The sequence below is a fragment of the Shewanella carassii genome, assembly GCF_002777975.1.
Lineage (GTDB): Bacteria > Pseudomonadota > Gammaproteobacteria > Enterobacterales > Shewanellaceae > Shewanella > Shewanella carassii.
In genome coordinates this window covers 300,746-319,043 of record NZ_NGVS01000014.1, presented here as the reverse complement: position 1 = coordinate 319,043, position 18,298 = coordinate 300,746, and the positions used below count along the sequence as shown (strand labels likewise).

The following is an 18,298-nucleotide window of genomic DNA, read 5'->3' as shown; positions in this document are numbered from 1 at the left end:
TTTGAAAATCTTGCAGTCGATGCAGTATCAGCTACAAAGCTGCCTTTGCAGTTCACTCAATGAACGCACCTCGATATGGGGCTGAATCCCTTCGGGAGCCGCCTCGCCCTTAACGTTGAGCCAACAGGTATCCAGACCGGCCTTGAGGCCGCCGAGAATATCCGAGTGAGGGTTGTCACCCACCATCAATACCCGCTTACGTTCGGGCTGCTGCATCTTGGCCAGCGCATGCTCGAAAATACCCGGATCCGGCTTGGCCAAGCCGACCTCTTCTGAAATCACCAACAGCTCAAAGTGTTCGGCAAAGCCGGTCTTTTGCAACCGCACCTGCTGCAGCTCGGTAAAACCATTGGTGATAATCCCCAAGCGGGCACGCCCCTTGAGGCTATCAAGCAGCTCGGCAGCCCCGGGAAGCGGCTCACAAATATCGGCCATTGCCGTCATAAATGCGCTGTTGAGTTCAAAAGGCGTGCGTCCGAGACGTTTGGCCCAATGACTGAATCGGGTCAGCTGTAACTCACTGGCGCTGATCTTGCCGTCCTGATAGGCCACCCACAGCGGCGCATTGGTTTGCTGATACTCGGCATAGTCGGCATCGCTGAAATCCACCCCTTGGCGGGAAAACATCAGCTTGAGCCCCCGCGGCGCATCGAACTGAAACAGGGTTTCATCGGCATCGAACAATACCCACTGGTAAGCCTGACTATTCGCGTATGGCACTCTTCTCTCCTGTTTATCCATTCTTCTTGAAACCCCAAGCCATGATCCGAAAACATCGCGTTATGCCGGATACAAGCCGCGGATTTTTACGCCCTAGTGTCGGCGGCGTCCAACACGGCATCTAGCCCAAACGCAAACACGCCTTTAGGACCTCACTTTGCTGCAATAAGCTGAGATAGAGGGTGAACTGGTTGGCGGCTCTGTCCAGGTTGTGACCTTCGCGGTGGATATGGAAATACTTATCCCCCAACAGATAGTCGGTAAGGAAACGCACACCTATCATAAGACAAATGACTCTGGCACCCAGCCATAGACTCTGGCGCTCCAGTGGCGTCAACACCTCGCCCAGCTCTGCCAGGTAACCCCGGCAGATGGCGGCAAACACTTCGGGCCTGACTCTGACCTTATCGAGTGCAGTGGAGTCTTCGGCCTCGGGCGAGCAGAAGGTGCGCACCATGTCGCCGAAGTCATACATCAGGAAACCCTTCATGCAGGTATCGAGATCTATGATGGCCATGCTGGACATATCACGCTTGTCGAACAGCATGTTGTTGATCTTGGTGTCGTTGTGGCAAATCCGCAGCGGCAAACCGGCGCAGGTATCTTCAAGCTCCACAAGCAGCGATTGCTGGGACAAGGCCAACTCGGCCCACTGCAGGCAGTGCTGCAGGCGCCCAAGCGGGTCCTCGGCAACCGCCTTGGAAAGCGCTTCAATTCTGCCCGGCAGATGGTGAAACAGAGGGATCACATCTTCCAGTTCATGGGGGTCGACTCGGCTCAAGGCGCGGGCGAAATGACCAAATGCACGGGCCGCCTGTTCGGCCTCGACCTCAGAGCGCACCACTTCGAGGCTCTGACTGAAAGGCAGATAGTTAATGGCGCGCCAGAATCCCTGTTCACCGAGATCCAGTGCCAATTGCTGCTCGCGGGTCATCACAGGCTTTATCAGCTGCAGTTGATAGCGACCTTCAGCAGCACACTGACTCAAATGGTCACTGATTTTGGCTGCGTTATTGACCAAGGCGTTGGGCGCTGGAAATACCTGGGTGTTGATCTTTTGCAGCACAAGTTCGCTATCGGCGCTGCGGATCAGAAAGGTGTCGTTGATATGGCCATTGCCCAGTGGGCTGATTTTGGCATCATTGGGGATCCCGAAGTGAGGCAGCACCTGCTGCCGAATAAGCTCAAGCACCCATTAACTCCTGTAATTGCTGTTTCACCCGGGCGGCGTCCTGGGGATATGTCACTCCCAACCAGGCCTCGCGGGCGGTTTCCACCCTGACACTGCGGGTAATAAGGTTTTGCTGTTGCTGACACGGCTCAGGGTCTGGCTGCTCGATTGCATTTTGCACTATCGCGGGCAGATAACACTCGGCTTTAAGATCATCGCCATGGGTTGCCAAAAAGCTTCTGAGCCCTTGCTCCAGTGCGGCAAATATATTCACCGAAAAGCCCCAGCAGGTCATGGATACCAAGGCATCGGCGGCTATCGGCCGACGTTCGCCCTGAAGCTCTCCCTCAAGGCCATGGGTGCCTTGACGAATATCGAGCCACTCCTGCACCGAAGTCAGGTACCCCCTATCATTGACCTCACACAGGCCACGATTCACCCCGCCATGCTCGGACAAAGTCAGTCCCAGCGGCCAGGCCACCATCATCCATTCATTGGGATATTGCCTAAGCCCCTCGGCCAACTGCACAAAGGCATGATCGCCATAATAATCATCTGCGGTGATCACTGCCATGGGGCCATCGACCAGATGCCTGGCACTCCAAAGGGCATGCGCCGTGCCCCAAGGTTTTTGCCTGTTACTGTGGCGCTTTGTGATATCCCTTGTCTGCCTTGCCGATACCGGCTGTGGCAGATCGTCCAGCGTCTGATAACAAAGATGCCACTCAAACCCGGAAGGCAGGAAGTCGCTTAACTGGCGATGGATCTCGCGTTCAAGCTCGGGGCGGATAACCAGCACGGCGCGGGTAAACCCGGCCTTGATGGCCGAGCGTAACGCCAATTGCAGCATGGTTTCCCCATTGGGCCCCAATGCCGCCAACTGTTTATCGCCGCCAAAACGACTCCCCAGCCCGGCGGCCATAATCACCAGAGTTAATTTTGTCGCCATAAACCGTCGCATGTGTCGCGAAGAAAGCCGAGCCGAAAGAGGCGAAGCAGTATAACAGAACCACGGTTCTGATAAATCAAAGCTGTGGTTAACCGTGCGCCGATATGCTCCCTATTCAATCAGCTGCCGGAAGGCCGGAACAGAACCCAATGCCGCCAGACTGCCCTTGAGGCTAAAGTCATAGCCACAGAGCTTAACCGAGCCCCGCCGCGCCATGTCCTGAACAATCACCTGGCTATCCAGGGGGCTAAAGGCCGCTTCGACCTTGCCGTTATCGCCGATAACGACCGACATGGGCCGATAGCCAGTGCCATTGTTAAACACCAGCTCGGCGCAGCGGCGATCGCCCTTGGCGGTTGTCAGATCCCACAAGGGGCCAGGGGCATCAGTATCGCCAAGCCAGCTCATACGCAGCAAGTCACCATCGAGCGATAGACTGAAGCTGTCAGGCAGGCGCACTATCACCCTGTCGGAAGTTTCGGCCGCAATCTCAGTAGTCTCATCATTGCCTGATGCTTCATTAGGCTCAGCCTGAGGCCACAGCAGCCATATGATCATTCCCAAGCCAAGCAGCGCTGTGACCAGAGCGGCTATGGCAAGCCCCTTACGCTGGGCGGCCGAAAAGCCCCCAAGCCGCTGCCAAAGTTGCATTCCAGCATCACGCCAGGAGAGCAGCAATACCGACAAGGAACCGGTGCGGTCGACCTCATCATCAAACCCAGGCTCAGCGCTATTGACCTTATGCCTGGCTTGCTTATCTGTATGCCAGCCAGGCTCTGTCTCTATCGCGGAGGTATCGCCCTCGGTCAGCGCCGAGTCGAAATAACGGCTGCGGCCAGGTCCATAGGAGATGGCGTCATAACTGAGGTCATGGACGGCGTTATACTCAGCAGCGCCGCGCTCGGCAGCATTGCCAGGTGCAAATTCAGGTTTAGGCTCACGTTCAGGCCCAGAGACTGAGGCGCCACCCAGGGTTGGCTCGACCCGTCTTATCTTGTTTTTGCGCGCGGCGCTCAAAGGCACAGGGCCACAGTATCCCTGCACATAGTCTCGCTGGCTTCGGGCGCCGCGACTCTCCCCTGGCAACAATGCCAAACCTGTATGCAGCGCCAAAGCCAGCACCAGAGCACCTATCAGATAACCGCCTTCCTGGCCGCTACCCAAGGTCAACAACAGAATAAGCCAAGGCAGCAGAGCTATCAGCGACAACCAGGGATTAAGGCCACCATCACCCAGGCGACGACGACAACTGAGCAGTAATACCGGTGCCAGTAAAACCCCGGGCAACCAGATGAAACTACCGCCACCAGAAAGTAGCCCCAGCACGAGTAGTAAAAAATAAACGGCGCCACTGATGGCCGCATGCCGCTGGCCATTATCGTAACCCTGAATACAGATGAGCGATTGATACAGCACGGAACCCCTTAAAAAATCGGCCAACTTACAGATGGCAGACTAACGAATTTGACGGCAATTGTCAGCGCCACTGGCATGGCAGCGCTGCCTGCCTATATAATAGCTGCCCTTAAGAAAGCGGTATTGAACATCTTTTGTGCAAGCCCGATTGCCGACAGAGCGGCTGTTCGCCTCTTTCTTTATCAGCCACCGATTTTTTGCAACCAAAGACTTGGAACCCAAATATTATGAGCGCACGCGGAAACCTCTTTATTGTCTCGGCCCCCAGTGGAGCGGGCAAATCGTCACTGATTGCAGCCCTGCTGGCCAACAAACCAGCCGACAAACAAGTTTCCGTATCGCACACTACTCGCCAACCCCGCCCGGGCGAGGTTAACGGCCAACACTATCACTTTGTGTCGGTGGAGGAGTTCAAGGCGCTGATCGCCGAAGAAGCCTTCTTCGAGTGGGCCGAAGTCTTCGGTAACTTTTATGGCACTTCCCGCAGGGTCATTGAAGAAACACTGGCTCGAGGCATAGATGTGTTCCTGGATATCGACTGGCAGGGTGCCCAGCAAGTGAAGAAGCTGATGCCCGAGGCCATCGGCATCTTTATTCTGCCGCCGTCCCGCGAAGAACTGGAGCGCCGCCTGACCGGTCGAGGTCAGGACAGCAGCGAAGTCATCGCCTCACGCATGGCACAGGCGGTATCGGAAATGTCGCACTATAAAGAGTATGATTTCATCATAGTCAACGACGATTTTGAGACCGCACTGAATGATCTGAGCGCGATCATTCGCTCGCAACGCCTGACTCGTGCTAGTCAAATTAACACTCACAATGATATGCTTAAGGGTCTGTTGGCAGATTAATTGCCTTCGTGTACAATTTTGCGTCATTTTTTCCATTCAAATCACTGGAGTTTCAACACATGGCTCGCGTTACTGTAGAAGACGCCGTTAAACAGATCGGCAACCGTTTTGATATGATCATGGTTGCGGCGCGTCGTGCCCGTCAGATCGCCGTCCAGGGTAAAGATCCTTTGGTTGAAGAGCAAAACGACAAACCCACTGTTATCGCACTGCGCGAAATCGAACAGGGACTGGTTAACTCAGCGACTCTGGATGCCGATGAGCGTCAGAGCGTACGTGAGCGCGAAGCAGCTGAAATTGCTGCCGTGGCAGCGATTGCAGAAGGTCACTCTTCACTCTAAGGCATATTCTTAGGAGAACAGCCACTTGTATCTGTTTGAAGGTCTCAAGGAGTCTGCCGCCAGTTATCTGGAGCCGGAGCAGGTAGAATTACTCAAGCAGGCCTATCAGGTGGCGCGTGATGCCCATGAAGGGCAGATGCGTACCAGTGGCGAACCCTATATTACCCATCCGGTTGCGGTTGCCCGCATCCTGGCCGAAATGCGTCTCGACCATGAGACGCTGATGGCCGCCCTGCTACACGACACCATAGAAGACACCCAAGTTACCCATCAGGATCTGGCCGAACTGTTCGGCGCCTCGGTGGCGGAACTGGTGGAAGGTGTCTCCAAGCTCGACAAGATCAAATTCCGCGACAAGAAAGAGGCCCAGGCGGAAAACTTCCGCAAAATGATGATGGCCATGACCCAGGATATCCGGGTGATCCTCATCAAACTGGCCGACCGCACCCACAATATGCGCACCCTGGGCGCCCTGCGGCCGGACAAACGTCGCCGCATTGCCCGCGAAACCCTGGAAATTTACGCCCCCATCGCCAACCGTCTAGGTATTCACAATATCAAGACAGAGTTGGAAGATCTCGGCTTTCAGGCCTATTACCCTATGCGCTATCGGGTACTCAAAGAGGTGGTTCGTGCCGCCCGCGGTAACCGCAAGGAACTGATCCAAAGCATAGAAACCGCCATTCGTACCCGCCTGGAAGATGTGGGTATCAAGGGCAAGGTCAAGGGCAGGGAAAAGAACCTCTATTCCATCTACAACAAGATGCGCAGCAAAGAGCTGCAATTCCAGGAAGTGATGGATATCTATGCCTTCCGCTTGATAGTGGACTCCATAGACACCTGTTATCGGGTGCTCGGGGTGATGCACGGCCTCTACAAGCCGCGTCCGGGCAGGTTTAAAGACTATATCGCCATTCCCAAGGCCAACGGTTATCAGTCGTTGCATACCTCGCTGTTTGGTCCCCATGCGGTACCGGTGGAAATTCAGATCCGTACCGAAGACATGGACCAGATGGCCGATAAAGGGGTTGCGGCCCACTGGATGTACAAGAGTGGCCAGACCGGCGCCTCGGGTACCACTACCCAGCTGCGCGCCCGCAAATGGATGCAAAGCCTGCTGGAACTGCAGCAGAGTGCTTCCACCTCGTTTGAATTTGTTGAAAACGTCAAAACAGAGCTGTTCCCGGAAGAGATCTATGTGTTCACTCCCGAGGGCCGCATTCTGGAACTGCCGGTAGGCGCCACCGCAGTGGATTTCGCCTATGAGGTACACACTGATGTGGGTAACACCTGTGTCGGCGCCCGGGTCAACCGCCAGGCCTACCCCTTGAGTCAACCGCTGATTTCCGGGCAAACGGTCGAGATCATCACCGCCAAAGGCGCCCGCCCCAACGCCGCCTGGCTCAACTTCGTGGTTACCGGCAAGGCCCGCGCCAAAATCCGTCAGGTGCTCAAGAGCCTCAAGCAGGACGAAGCCAGCACCCTGGGTAGGCGTCTGCTGAACCATGCGCTGGGCGAAACCAAGCTGGAACAGATAGATCCGGCGCAGATAGACAAGGTAGTCAAAGACACCAAACACGCCGATCTGCAATCACTGCTGGCCGACATAGGTCTTGGCAATGCCATGAGCATAGTCATAGCCCAACGCCTCAAGGGCGACAAGATAGAGCCGCAGAAGCAGCATGATGAGCACAAGCTGATGCCGATCCGCGGCGCCGAAGGCATGCTGGTTACCTTCGCCAACTGCTGCCGCCCCATTCCTGGGGATGCCGTGATTGCTCACGTGAGCCCGGGCAAGGGCCTGGTGGTGCACATGGAAAACTGCGCCAATATCCGCGGCTATCAGGGCGAGCCGGACAAGTATATTCCGGTGCAATGGGATGCCGTCGATGGGGTCGAATTCCAGGCCAACCTGAGGGTCGAAATCGTCAACCATCAGGGCGCGCTGGCGAAAATCACCAATATCATTGCCGCTGAAGGCTCCAATATTCACAATCTCAGCACCGAAGAGCGCGATGGCCGCGTCTATCTGATCAACCTGCGCATCTCGGTTCGCGACCGGATCCACATGGCAAATGTTATGCGCCGAATCAGGGTACTGCCCGAGGTTCTGCGTACATCCCGTAACCGTTGATAACAGAAAAAAGAGAGAGCGTTATGGCAGAGAAGATCATCATAGCAACAGACAAGGCTCCCGCCGCTATCGGCACCTACTCCCAGGCAGTCAAAGTAGGCAGCACAGTCTACCTGTCCGGGCAGATCCCGCTGGACCCAGCCACCATGGCACTGGCCGGTGACGACTTTGAAACCCAGGTTGTACGAGTATTCGACAACCTCAAGGCCGTCTGTGAAGCCGCCGGCGGTTCCATGGCCGATATCGTCAAGCTGAATATCTATATGCTGGATCTGGGCAACTTTGCCACGGTCAACGAAATCATGAGCCGTTACTTCAACCAGCCTTACCCGGCCCGCGCCGCCATCGGCGTGAAAGAGCTGCCAAAGGGTTCTCTGGTCGAGATGGACGGTGTGATGGAACTCTGATTTCCCTCCCCAATACAGGGCGCTACGGCGCCCTTTTTCATATAGGATCCCCCGCCAATGAGCCCCGAACGCTTCGCTCGCATCAACCAAATGCTGGACATGCGCCAGCCGGATCTGAGCCTGATCCTGGACAGAGTCCACAAGAGCAACAATATTTCCGCCGCGCTGCGCAGTGCCGATGCTGTGGGTATCCACGAAATCCATGCGGTCTGGCCCGATGCCGATATGCGCCTGTCCGGCAATACCGCCTCCGGCAGCCAGCAGTGGGTCAAAACCATTAAACACTATGACTTCGCCTCGGCGGCCAAGGCCTGCAAGGCGCGCGGGATGCAGCTGGTCGCCACCCATTTCGGCCCTCAGGCCCGTGACTTTAGGGAGCTGGATTACCGCCGTCCCACCGCCTTTATTGTCGGTAATGAACGTGATGGCATCAGCGCCGAAGCCCTGGCCGCCGCCGACGAGCAGGTAGTGATCCCTATGGTCGGCATGGTGCAATCCCTCAATGTCTCGGTGGCGTCGGCACTGCTATTGTATGAGGCGCAGCGTCAGCGGCAGGACGCCGGCCTCTATGGCAGTCGCAAGCTGGACAATGACTATTGCCAGACCATGTTGTTTGAGCAAGGCCACCCCATTTATGCCAAAGCCTGTCGGCGTAAAGGCATTCCCTACCCGGCCATAGATGCGCAGGGCCAGATAGTCGCCGCTGCCGACTGGTGGCAACGGATGCGTGAACCCGCCCCCGAACTGTGAAGCATTTCAAACAACCGATTAAATATTGCACCAGATCACAATTGTCGCCATACTGGTTTGGCCACTGCATAGCGAAACTAACAGATAATCAGATCGTTGCAGCTGCCGTGGGGGAAGCTGCAGCTACGCAGATAACAAGAACAGTAAAGGGGACACCCCATGGAAGCATCATTCAAGAGCCCGGTGGAAATGCTCGACCACTGGGTAGAGACTCAAGGCGATGAGATCTATCTCAGGCAGCCAATCAACGGCCAATATCAGGATCTGACCTGGCGTCAGGTACAGGCCAAGGTGCAACAACTCTGCGGCGGCCTGCGTCACTTGGGGCTGCAACCCGGCGACAAGATAGCCGTGCTGTCGAAAAACTGCGCCGAGTGGTTCATTACCGATCTAGCGCTGATGCATGGCGGCTATATCAGTGTGCCCATCTACCCCACGGCCAATGCCGATACCATACGCTACGTGCTGGAACACAGTGGCTGTAAGGCCATCATGCTGGGTAAACTGGATCACTGGGCCGATCAGGAAGCCGGTGTCGGCGGTGATATTCTGCGCCTGGCGATGCCTTATGACACCATGCCGGCTCAATATCAATGGCAGCAACTGTTGAATCTCGGTACACCTCTGGTGGATGCCCCTTATCCCGAGGCCGAGCAGGTGATGACGCTGATCTACACCTCAGGTTCCACCGGCAAGCCCAAGGGCGCCATCCAAACCTTCGGCAGTTATGGCTGGACCTGTAATGCCGTGGTGCGCGATCTCAAGACAGATGGTAAAGACAGACTGCTGTCCTACCTGCCGCTGGCCCATATCACAGAGCGGGTGGCGATAGAGGGTTCCTCCTTCTATTCCGGCTCTTGCGTTGCCTTTGTCGAAAGCCTCGACAGTTTTGTTGCCGATGTACAGCGAATGCGGCCAACCGTGTTTTTCTCGGTACCTAGGCTGTGGACCCTGTTCCAGAAGAACATTATCGATAAGGTCGGCTACGCCAGGCTCAATCTGCTACTGAAGATCCCCCTCATCAGCCATCTGGTCAAACGCAAGATCCATAAGGGCCTGGGGCTGGATAAGTGTCGTTTGCTCGGTTCAGGTTCGGCGCCCATACCTCCGTCACTGGTGGAGTGGTATCACAACATAGGGTTGGATATCTGCGAAGCCTGGGGCATGACGGAAAACTGCGCCTACTCAATCATCAACTTCCCCTTCGATGCCAGTAAGATAGGCACTGTCGGCAAGCCGGTGATCGGCTGCGAAGTCAAGCAGGCGGCCAATGGCGAACTGCTGGTGAAGAGCCCGGGATTGATGCGTGAATACTACAAGGCGCCGGAAGCCACAGCCGCCGCCTTCGATGAAGAGGGCTTTTTCCTCACCGGCGACCTCTGCGCCATAGATGCCGACGGCTGCGTCAGCATCACAGGCCGGGTCAAGGATAACTTCAAGACCGCCAAGGGCAAGTATGTGGCGCCAGTGCCGATTGAACGTAAGCTGGCGCAGGATCCCCATGTGGAGCTTATCTGTGTCATCGGCCTGGGACTGCCCCACCCTGTGGCTTTGGTGCAACTCTCTGAAGGCGCGGCGCTGCAAGCCAGAGAAGAGGTACGCGCCTCGCTCAAGGCCACTGTGGATGCGGTCAACCCCAACCTGGAATCCCATGAAACCGTGGAAGCTGTTTTGGTGGTCAGGGAGCCCTGGACCATAGAAAACGATGTGCTGACTCCAACGCTGAAAATCAAGCGCCATGTGTTGGAGAGCAGATACGCCAGCCGGATGGAAGGCATCCGCGGCGCCAAGGTCGTCTGGGAAGACGAAATCTAAAGCCCTCATCCTGGTTTATCTGATCATCCCGGCTCCGGCCGGGATTTTTATGACATATTCTGTCAAAAAGGGGTTGCCTTCGAGGGGAAAAACCTTATGCTGGCAGCCCAAATACATTCATCGGTGCCGTTCTGTATGGCACCTTATTGACAGGAAAAGCGGTTTTCAATGTTGATTGCACTCTCTATTCTCGGCGGCTTCTTAATTTTGACTCTCGGAGCCGAAGCCTTGGTTCGCGGCGCCAGCGTCATCGCCCTGCGCCTGGGGATCACCCCGCTGGTGATCGGCCTGACGATCGTCGCCTTCGGTACCAGTGCTCCCGAACTGGCAGTGAGCGTTAAGTCAGCACTGGCCGGTAGCCCGGGCATTGCCCTGGGTAACGTGGTGGGCTCCAATATCGCCAATATCGGTCTGATCCTGGCGCTGACCGCACTGATCCGTCCGATCGGGGTGCAGACACAGATGGTCAGACGCGACATTCCACTGATGATTGGTGCCTCTATTCTGATGTGGCTGCTGGTACTCGACGGTGAACTGAGCCTGATTGACGGCGCCGTGCTGACCAGCTTACTGGTAGGCTATCTGTTGCTCAGCTATTTCAGCAGCAAGGGCGAAGAGACAGATGAACCTATTGAAGGCCCCAAGAACCCTCTGCTGTCGCTGCTGTTTATCATCGCCGGTATCGGCATGTTGGTGGGCGGTGGCATACTGTTTGTCGATGGCGCGGTCGAGTTGGCCCGTACCTTCGGCATCAGCGAAGTAGTCATCGGCCTGACGATCATCGCCATAGGCACCAGCATGCCGGAATTGGTGACCTCGATTCTGGCCGCACTCAAGGGCCAGAGCGATATCGCCATAGGTAATGTGGTTGGCTCCAACCTGTTCAACTTGCTGGGGATCCTCGGGGTCACAGCCCTAGTGCACCCTATCAGCTCTGCCGGCTTCAGTACTTTGGATTTCAGCGTGATGTTGGCTTTGGCCTTGTTGGTATTGCCTTTTGCCTGGAGAGGATTGCGTATCGGCCGCCGCGCCGGTGCCGTATTGCTGTTGGGTTACTGCGGCTATATGGCCTACCTGGTCACCCACGCCAGCGCCTGAATCTAAGTACAGGACTGGCAAGGGAATGATGCTGAAGAACTTTATTGCCAAGCCACTGTAGCATAAAAAAATCCCGGGTTTTGACGTCAAGAATGGATAGTCAAAACCCGGGATATCATCAAGTTAAGGGTCAAAACAGCCCTAAAGCGCTCAAGAGCGAGCCGCTACATAACTTTCCATCTCGGCGATGCTCACACTGGCAATGAATTGCTGATCCAAGTAGAAGTCCACCATTTCTCCCTGCTTGCGCCCCAGCATTACCTGCTCGGTGCCATCTTCATAGCTCAGCGTCATCGCCAGGGTATTGTCATCTATGGCTGACATGCTGGCACGGCTCAGTTTTACCGGGGCAGTGGTCAGATCCTTATCCAGCTTATGATTGATCTTGAACACGGCATCGGCCGGCATATCCACCAAGGCCGGTGACTTGCCGGTAATGGGATTCTTGCCGGTCCAGAATTCAATGCTATTGAAAATAAACAGATCGGCGGTGGCGGTAATACCATAGACGGGCGCCAACAACACGTACAAACCGGCGCGGCCGTAACGGTTGTCCACCGCACTCAAATTACCTTTAGTCAGCATGCCTGAAAGGCCCATCTGCCCCATACAACCCGCCAGTTGCGAGCAGATCAACAGTGTGGCTCCCAGGCCGACTTTACTCAACTTCATCGATATCTCCCCAAATAGTGTTTACGCGTATGTTATTGGCGCGCGGATTTTACTCAGGTTAATCAATTTAACTATGCAGGGGCTCACAACTTGAGGTTAGTTTTTTGGCGAGTAAGTTACTCGGCTGTTGGATGTTTTTCTCTATGGGAAAATCAGTAAGGCACTGGTTATAAAGGCGCTCAAACAAACACAACTCCCTTACCTTGTGCAGTGACCTGTATCCTGAGCCCCAGAGCCTCAGTCGCAGGGGTTTAGGATACCAAGACCGGCTATCAATCACGGTTGCCAAAACAGGCAAAACCCGGTTCCCTTCTGCGAATATCGGGAGTAAAGCGCTGCCCCGTCCTAAAATGACTTGGTTTTTTAAGGGGCACACGCCCGATAAATTTCACTGTTATATATCCATAAATGCGGGTTCACTTGAATATACCGCAAGCGCAGCATATCGGGGTTCAACCCTGAGGCTAAAAGCTTTACCATGACTCGGCGTTCAGCTCAGGCCTCTTACCCTAAGGCAGTTGTTTGGACGAGAAGAATCAGGGATCCGGTTAGTCTAAGTTAAGGAGAACAATCAATGCGTTGCAGACATTGCGGCTCAGACAATATCAGACACTTCAAAGCCATTCATGCCGAGGGCACCACAGAAGTTTCAGTCAGCGCCTCGGCCAAACCCGTGTGGAACAACCAACCCTTTTCTGTGCATGGAAAACAAAAACTCAAGGGTAGCGCCCAACTGCAAACCGAACTGGCCAAGCGCTGTTCGCCGCCATCTGACCCTCAGCCCTTGGTACTATTTCTGGCGGCTTTCCCCGGACTATTCTTGGGTGGCTACCTGGGGTTTCAGGCTGGCAGCAACTGGAGCAGTTTTTGGGTGGGAGTGCTGTGCTTTTTTGTCTCCTGTTTTACTCTGATCCTGAGCGCCGATTGGCTGTGGAAAAATTACTTGGGAGGGCGAAAGTCGATGCAGCAATACCAGGCGGCGCTGAATCAATGGCAGAACTCCTGGTACTGTGGCAAGTGTGCCAAAGTCAGTATTTTTTAAACCTTCTTGCGTCTTTGCCGCCAGTCATCAGACCTTGGGAATAACCATGAATCACATCACAGAGATTCAGCAACTGGAAAGCCAACTGCGTAGTGCCATGTTGAATTCGGATATCAATTTGCTGGATAGACTGTTGTCGCCTCAACTGATATTCACCAATCACCTGGGACAAGTGCTCGGCAAAGCAGAGGATCTGCATGCCCACAGCTCAGGCCTGCTCAATATCACTCGGATAGACACTCTGGCCGAAGAGATACGACTGCATCAGGGGACTGCGATAGTATCGGCGGAGGTGAATATTCAGGGCAGCTATGCCAAAGCACCGGCCAACGGTCGTTTTCGCTTTACCCGGGTTTGGCTGCACAGGACAAGCGGCTGGCAACTGATAGCCGCTCACTCGAGCCTGCTGGTTTGAGCACTGGGTTTTACGACAAACGACTGATTTCATGGTGACCATTTTATGACCCAAAAACCACAGCAGGCCAGGCTCTGCCAATATCAGCAGCATATGCTGATGACAGAGCTCAAAGCCGAGCCGGGCAAGTTGAAACTCGTCTGGCGCAGCAGGCAAACGCAACTGAAATACGCACTTTGGGGACTACTATTGATGCTTGCCGGAATGCTGGGAGTACTGGTGTTGGACCCCGCCAGACAGGACACTTGGTTTACGGCTGCCATCATAGCCATAGTGTTGGGGCTAAGCGGCATCATCATGGGCCTGAACCTCTACCGCTTGCTCAAACCCGTAACTTTGGATCTGCAACAGGGTTGCTTCTTCCGGGGCGGAAAAAGCAAGCCTCTCAGTCAACTCTGCCGCATAGAGCTGCAACGCAATACCTATAACGAAAGATCCAGAAGTCACATGCTTGAACACCTGACTGACGAAGAGCTCATAAGTGTCAGCGTGGTACTCTGTTTTGCTGAGCGTGAGCGACTCGGTTTTGGCCTGTTCAAACCTCAAAAACAGGCCACAGACAAGGCCAGAGCCTACGCACAAACCCTCGCCGAACTGATAGGCTTTAACGGTGAAATAACTGTTACCCAAGGTTCAGGCCTGGGCCGTTAAGTTACGCTACGCTTTAGCCAAACCTGCCGAACCAAAGGGGCCAGCTGTTAACTTAATCCAATGATTATGTTGATATATTTATTTTATTAAAACAGAGAATTAGATTTGCACCCTGAAGGTGGCAGCGTTAAGGTATCGCGGCAAATCATAACTACCAAGAAGGAACCATGATCGACAGTAAGCAGCGATATTTTGCCGAGCAAGATATCAAAGCCCCCGCCACCCCTCTTCCCAAACACGCCTTGTTCAATACCCTCAGCGACCTGATAGTCGCGCTCTGTTTTCTACTGGGCAGCTTCTTTTTTCTCACCGATGTTCACACTCTTATCGGCGCCTGGATGTTTGTCATCGGTAGTGTTCAGCTACTGATAAAGCCCTTGGTCACCCTGTTAAACTGGCGGCGACGGTAGAATAATCCGCCCCAGGGCTTTTGCCGTACCTTCATCACATCCCAGCAGAAGCCCTGCCACCATTACGCCACACTTTATCCAGCCGATAAAAGCAACGCATTGCCAAGGGCTATTTCTCTGATAGTATATGTATAAATTCACAGTAATCCGGTGCTAAAGGTTTGCAGAGACTGGATCTTATTGCTATCACCGAGCTCAAGGGCGTAGCCGCTAAAATGGCTGAGAAACTGCACAAGCTCGGAATCAACACGGTACAGGATCTGCTGTTCCACCTGCCGCTGCGCTACGAAGACAGAACCCGCATCTATCCCATAGCCAGCCTCACACCCGGCAGCTACGGCACCATAGAAGCCGAAATTCAATCCAGCCAGATCATAAATGGCCGCAAGCGCATGTTGATCTGCAATGTCCGTGATGACAGCGGCACCATGACCCTGAGGTTCTTCAATTTCTCTGCCGCCCAGCGCAATGCCATGCAACAAGGGCTGACCATTAGAGCCTACGGCGAAGTGCGCCGAGGTAATCATCAGGCCGAGATCATTCATCCGGATTACAAGATACTCAAGGGCGACGAACCACCTAGCCTCAGCGAAACCCTGACGCCCATCTACCCCACCACTGAAGGACTCAAACAGGCCAGCTGGATGAAATTGACCGAGCAGGCTCTAAGCCTGCTGCAGGAGGACGGACTGCAAGAGTTGCTGCCCGAGGCGCTGCGCCCCAATCAGCAAAGCCTGGCCCAGGCGGTGCGCACCCTGCATAGGCCCCCGGCAGATGTCGATATCTATCGCTTGGAACAGGGGCAACACCCGGCGCAGCAACGCCTGGTGCAGGAAGAGCTGCTGGCGCATAACCTGTCTATGCTCAAGCTCAGAGAGCGCAGCAATCATGACAAAGCCGTGCCTTTGCCCGCCACCGGCGCTTTGCTCAATCCTTTCCTCGCCGCCTTGCCCTTTAAACCTACGGGAGCGCAGCAGCGAGTGGTGGCAGATATCGGCCGCGATATTGAAAAGCCGCAACCCATGATGCGCCTGGTTCAGGGCGATGTCGGCTCGGGCAAGACCTTGGTGGCGGCCATGGCGGCGCTGCAGGCGATAGAAAACGGTTATCAGGTGGCCATGATGGCGCCCACTGAGCTGTTGGCCGAGCAACATGCGATTAATTTCAGCCAATGGCTGGAGCCATTGGGGCTCAAGGTCGGTTGGCTGGCGGGTAAGCTCAAGGGTAAGGCCAGGGCCCAGTCGCTGGAGGATATCGCCTCCGGCAGTGCCCACATGGTGATAGGCACCCACGCCATCTTTCAAGAGCAGGTACAGTTTCACAAGCTGGCGTTGATCATCATAGATGAGCAACACAGATTCGGCGTACATCAGCGCCTGGGGCTGAGAGAGAAAGGCATCAGCCAGGGTTTTCATCCCCACCAGCTGATCATGACGGCGACCCCTATTCCCCGCACCCTGGCGATGACCGCCTATGCGGACCTGGACACCTCCATCATTGACGAGTTGCCGCCTGGACGCACTCCGGTTACTACAGTGGCCATCAGTGACAGTCGGCGTCAGGAGGTGATCGACAGGGTACGTCAGGCGGCGCTCAATGACGGTCGCCAGGCCTACTGGGTCTGCACCCTTATCGAAGAATCCGAAGTGCTCGAATGCCAGGCGGCCGAAGACACCTGCGAAGAACTGCGTGCCGCCCTGCCGGAGCTGAGCATAGGCCTGGTACATGGCCGTATGAAGAGCGCAGAAAAACAACAAGTTATGGACAGCTTCAAACGCGGCGAACTCAAGTTGTTGGTGGCCACCACTGTCATTGAAGTGGGGGTCGATGTGCCCAACGCCAGTCTGATGATCATCGAGAACCCGGAGCGGCTGGGGCTGGCGCAGTTGCACCAGTTGCGCGGCCGGGTCGGTCGTGGCGCCGTGGCCAGCCACTGCGTCCTGCTGTACAAGGCGCCGTTGTCACACACGGCCACCAAACGGCTTGGAGTATTGCGCCAGAGCAACGACGGCTTTGTGATTGCCCAGAAAGATCTGGAAATCCGCGGCCCCGGTGAAGTGCTGGGCACCCGCCAAACAGGTATAGCCGATATGAAGGTGGCCGATCTGGTCAGGGATCAGGCGCTTATTCCCCACATCCAGAAACTGGCCCGTCATGTAATGAGCCAGGCACCGGAGAATGTCGATGCCATCATTCAGCGCTGGCTGGGCGACCGGCAGCAGTATGTTCAGGCCTGAGGAAGGTGCCTTGAATGCCAATTGCTGTGTAAGCCACTCTCTACAAAAGAGCATGCCACAAGGACAGATTCGCCTTTTCTAATGCGCTAAAGGCGCCATGAAACTGCCGAGAGTTCAGCCGGGGTTCAAGTCGGCCACCACAGGATCTGCTCTACTGGCACTATTTCACAAATAAATCTTCCTGCTGAATGGTCGAACGCTGGACAAGATGGCCAATATTTGCAGAATGAAAGAGGCGCTGCCTCACAGATATCAACGAAAGGAAATCCAATGCAAGTCAATCAAGAAGATAGAATCGTGCCTCAGGAAAAATCCTCTGGCAACAGTGGTATTGCTATCATCCTTTTGGTATCGGTATTGCTGATTGCAGGAGGAGCCTACTACTATTTCAGCGGCGAGCAAGAGCCGCAACAAGCAGCAGAGCCCACCCAGGTTGAACTTCCTGAACCCGCTCCCAGCGAACCGCTGCCAACCCAAGTCCAGGTGCCAGAACCTGAAACCGTACCCGAGCCAGAACCTGAGGTGGTTCAGCCCGAAGCCGAGCCGGAACAACCTCTGCCATCACTGGCTGAAAGTGATGAATATGTTCATGAAAAGACCGTAGCCATGGCCGATGGCATGAAAATAGAGCCACTGCTGGTTGAGCATGATCTGGTGCGTCAGTTTGTGGTGTTTGTCGATAATCTGGCCCAAGGTGAACTGGCTCGTAAAACCAGCCCACTCAAAGGCCCGAGCGACACCTTCACCGTATCTGAAATTGCCAACAAGACCTACCTGGATCCGGACAGTTACCACAGATACGACTTGTATGGCGATCTCCTCACCGGCCTGAGTGATGAGCAGTTACTCAATACCTATCGTCAATTGTCGCCACTGCTGGAGCAGGCCTTCGATGAGCTGGGTTATCCCAACCTCCAATTTGATCAAAGATTACAACAGGCTATCAAGGTGCTGTTGGCTACTCCTGTGATAGAAGATCCCATCGAACTCTACTCCATCAGCGTGAACTACAAGTTTGTCGATCCCAAACTGGAAGCCCTGCCCAACGCGCAAAAGATGTTGGTGCGCATGGGACCCGACAACACTCGCAAAATCAAAACGGCACTGCGGCGACTGCAAAGCCAATTGAACAATTAAGCAGTATCTGAATCACCCGGCAGCCGCCGGGTGATTTGCTTGTTAGTAAAAAGTTGTAACTGATCTTTAGCTGTAACCTAAA

General features: G+C 54.9%; 18 protein-coding genes. 13 read left to right on the top strand and 5 right to left on the bottom strand.

Going from position 1 to position 18,298, the window contains the following annotated elements; genetic code table 11:
- Positions 1–27 precede the first annotated feature (27 nt).
- The 4 genes from yjjG to CBE72_RS10080 form a co-directional block, all read right to left on the bottom strand.
- Positions 28–741, bottom strand: a complete 714-nt coding sequence (gene yjjG / locus CBE72_RS10095) for a pyrimidine 5'-nucleotidase (RefSeq protein WP_100143417.1) — start codon at positions 739–741, stop codon at positions 28–30.
- A 100-nt stretch (positions 742–841) separates the two neighbouring features.
- On the bottom strand, positions 842–1,912 hold the full coding sequence (locus CBE72_RS10090) for a phosphotransferase enzyme family protein (RefSeq protein WP_100143416.1): 1,071 nt from the start codon (positions 1,910–1,912) through the stop codon (positions 842–844).
- Complete coding sequence (locus CBE72_RS10085; RefSeq protein ID WP_100143415.1) at positions 1,905–2,840, bottom strand: NTP transferase domain-containing protein; 936 nt, start codon at positions 2,838–2,840, stop codon at positions 1,905–1,907. The genes CBE72_RS10090 and CBE72_RS10085 overlap by 8 nt, the downstream gene beginning before the upstream one ends.
- Positions 2,841–2,951: 111 nt before the next feature.
- A complete protein-coding gene (locus CBE72_RS10080; protein WP_100143414.1) occupies positions 2,952–4,256 on the bottom strand; it encodes a hypothetical protein in 1,305 nt (434 codons plus the stop codon).
- A gap of 227 nt (positions 4,257–4,483) precedes the next feature.
- Between CBE72_RS10080 and gmk the strand changes: the two genes are divergently transcribed.
- From gmk to CBE72_RS10045, 7 genes are all read left to right on the top strand, one after another.
- Positions 4,484–5,107, top strand: coding sequence for a guanylate kinase (gmk, locus tag CBE72_RS10075; RefSeq protein WP_100143413.1), 624 nt, complete (start codon positions 4,484–4,486; stop codon positions 5,105–5,107).
- A 59-nt stretch (positions 5,108–5,166) separates the two neighbouring features.
- Positions 5,167–5,448, top strand: a complete 282-nt coding sequence (gene rpoZ / locus CBE72_RS10070; RefSeq protein WP_100143412.1) for a DNA-directed RNA polymerase subunit omega — start codon at positions 5,167–5,169, stop codon at positions 5,446–5,448.
- 25 nt (positions 5,449–5,473) lie between these two features.
- Positions 5,474–7,582: a bifunctional GTP diphosphokinase/guanosine-3',5'-bis pyrophosphate 3'-pyrophosphohydrolase gene (gene spoT, locus CBE72_RS10065; protein ID WP_028780077.1), complete on the top strand. Its 2,109-nt coding sequence runs from the start codon at positions 5,474–5,476 to the stop codon at positions 7,580–7,582.
- A 23-nt stretch (positions 7,583–7,605) separates the two neighbouring features.
- A complete protein-coding gene (locus CBE72_RS10060; RefSeq protein ID WP_025888534.1) occupies positions 7,606–7,989 on the top strand; it encodes a RidA family protein in 384 nt (127 codons plus the stop codon).
- A 57-nt stretch (positions 7,990–8,046) separates the two neighbouring features.
- The gene (gene trmH, locus CBE72_RS10055; protein WP_100143411.1) at positions 8,047–8,739 is read left to right on the top strand and encodes a tRNA (guanosine(18)-2'-O)-methyltransferase TrmH; all 693 of its coding nucleotides are present in this window, start codon (positions 8,047–8,049) and stop codon (positions 8,737–8,739) included.
- Positions 8,740–8,898: 159 nt separating this feature from the next.
- Positions 8,899–10,554: an AMP-binding protein gene (locus tag CBE72_RS10050; protein WP_100143410.1), complete on the top strand. Its 1,656-nt coding sequence runs from the start codon at positions 8,899–8,901 to the stop codon at positions 10,552–10,554.
- Positions 10,555–10,722: 168 nt separating this feature from the next.
- Positions 10,723–11,652, top strand: coding sequence for a calcium/sodium antiporter (locus CBE72_RS10045; protein WP_100143409.1), 930 nt, complete (start codon positions 10,723–10,725; stop codon positions 11,650–11,652).
- 150 nt (positions 11,653–11,802) lie between these two features.
- On the opposite strand, the gene CBE72_RS10040 is transcribed toward CBE72_RS10045, so the two are convergent.
- A complete protein-coding gene (locus CBE72_RS10040) occupies positions 11,803–12,324 on the bottom strand; it encodes a DUF3332 domain-containing protein (RefSeq protein ID WP_100143408.1) in 522 nt (173 codons plus the stop codon).
- 574 nt (positions 12,325–12,898) lie between these two features.
- On the opposite strand from CBE72_RS10040, the gene CBE72_RS10035 reads away from it, so the two are divergent.
- From CBE72_RS10035 to CBE72_RS10010, 6 genes are all read left to right on the top strand, one after another.
- Entirely contained in the window at positions 12,899–13,366 is a 468-nt protein-coding gene (locus CBE72_RS10035; protein WP_100143407.1) for a hypothetical protein, read from the top strand.
- Between the two features lie 46 nt (positions 13,367–13,412).
- Entirely contained in the window at positions 13,413–13,781 is a 369-nt protein-coding gene (locus tag CBE72_RS10030) for a nuclear transport factor 2 family protein (RefSeq protein ID WP_100143406.1), read from the top strand.
- Between the two features lie 45 nt (positions 13,782–13,826).
- Entirely contained in the window at positions 13,827–14,432 is a 606-nt protein-coding gene (locus CBE72_RS10025) for a hypothetical protein (RefSeq protein ID WP_100143405.1), read from the top strand.
- Between the two features lie 167 nt (positions 14,433–14,599).
- Complete coding sequence (locus tag CBE72_RS10020) at positions 14,600–14,842, top strand: YrhK family protein (protein WP_100143404.1); 243 nt, start codon at positions 14,600–14,602, stop codon at positions 14,840–14,842.
- A 161-nt stretch (positions 14,843–15,003) separates the two neighbouring features.
- Entirely contained in the window at positions 15,004–17,079 is a 2,076-nt protein-coding gene (gene recG / locus CBE72_RS10015; RefSeq protein ID WP_100143403.1) for an ATP-dependent DNA helicase RecG, read from the top strand.
- A gap of 270 nt (positions 17,080–17,349) precedes the next feature.
- Positions 17,350–18,216 (top strand): DUF3014 domain-containing protein, encoded by an 867-nt coding sequence (locus CBE72_RS10010; RefSeq protein WP_100143402.1) that lies wholly within the window; start codon positions 17,350–17,352, stop codon positions 18,214–18,216.
- Positions 18,217–18,298: the final 82 nt, after the last annotated feature.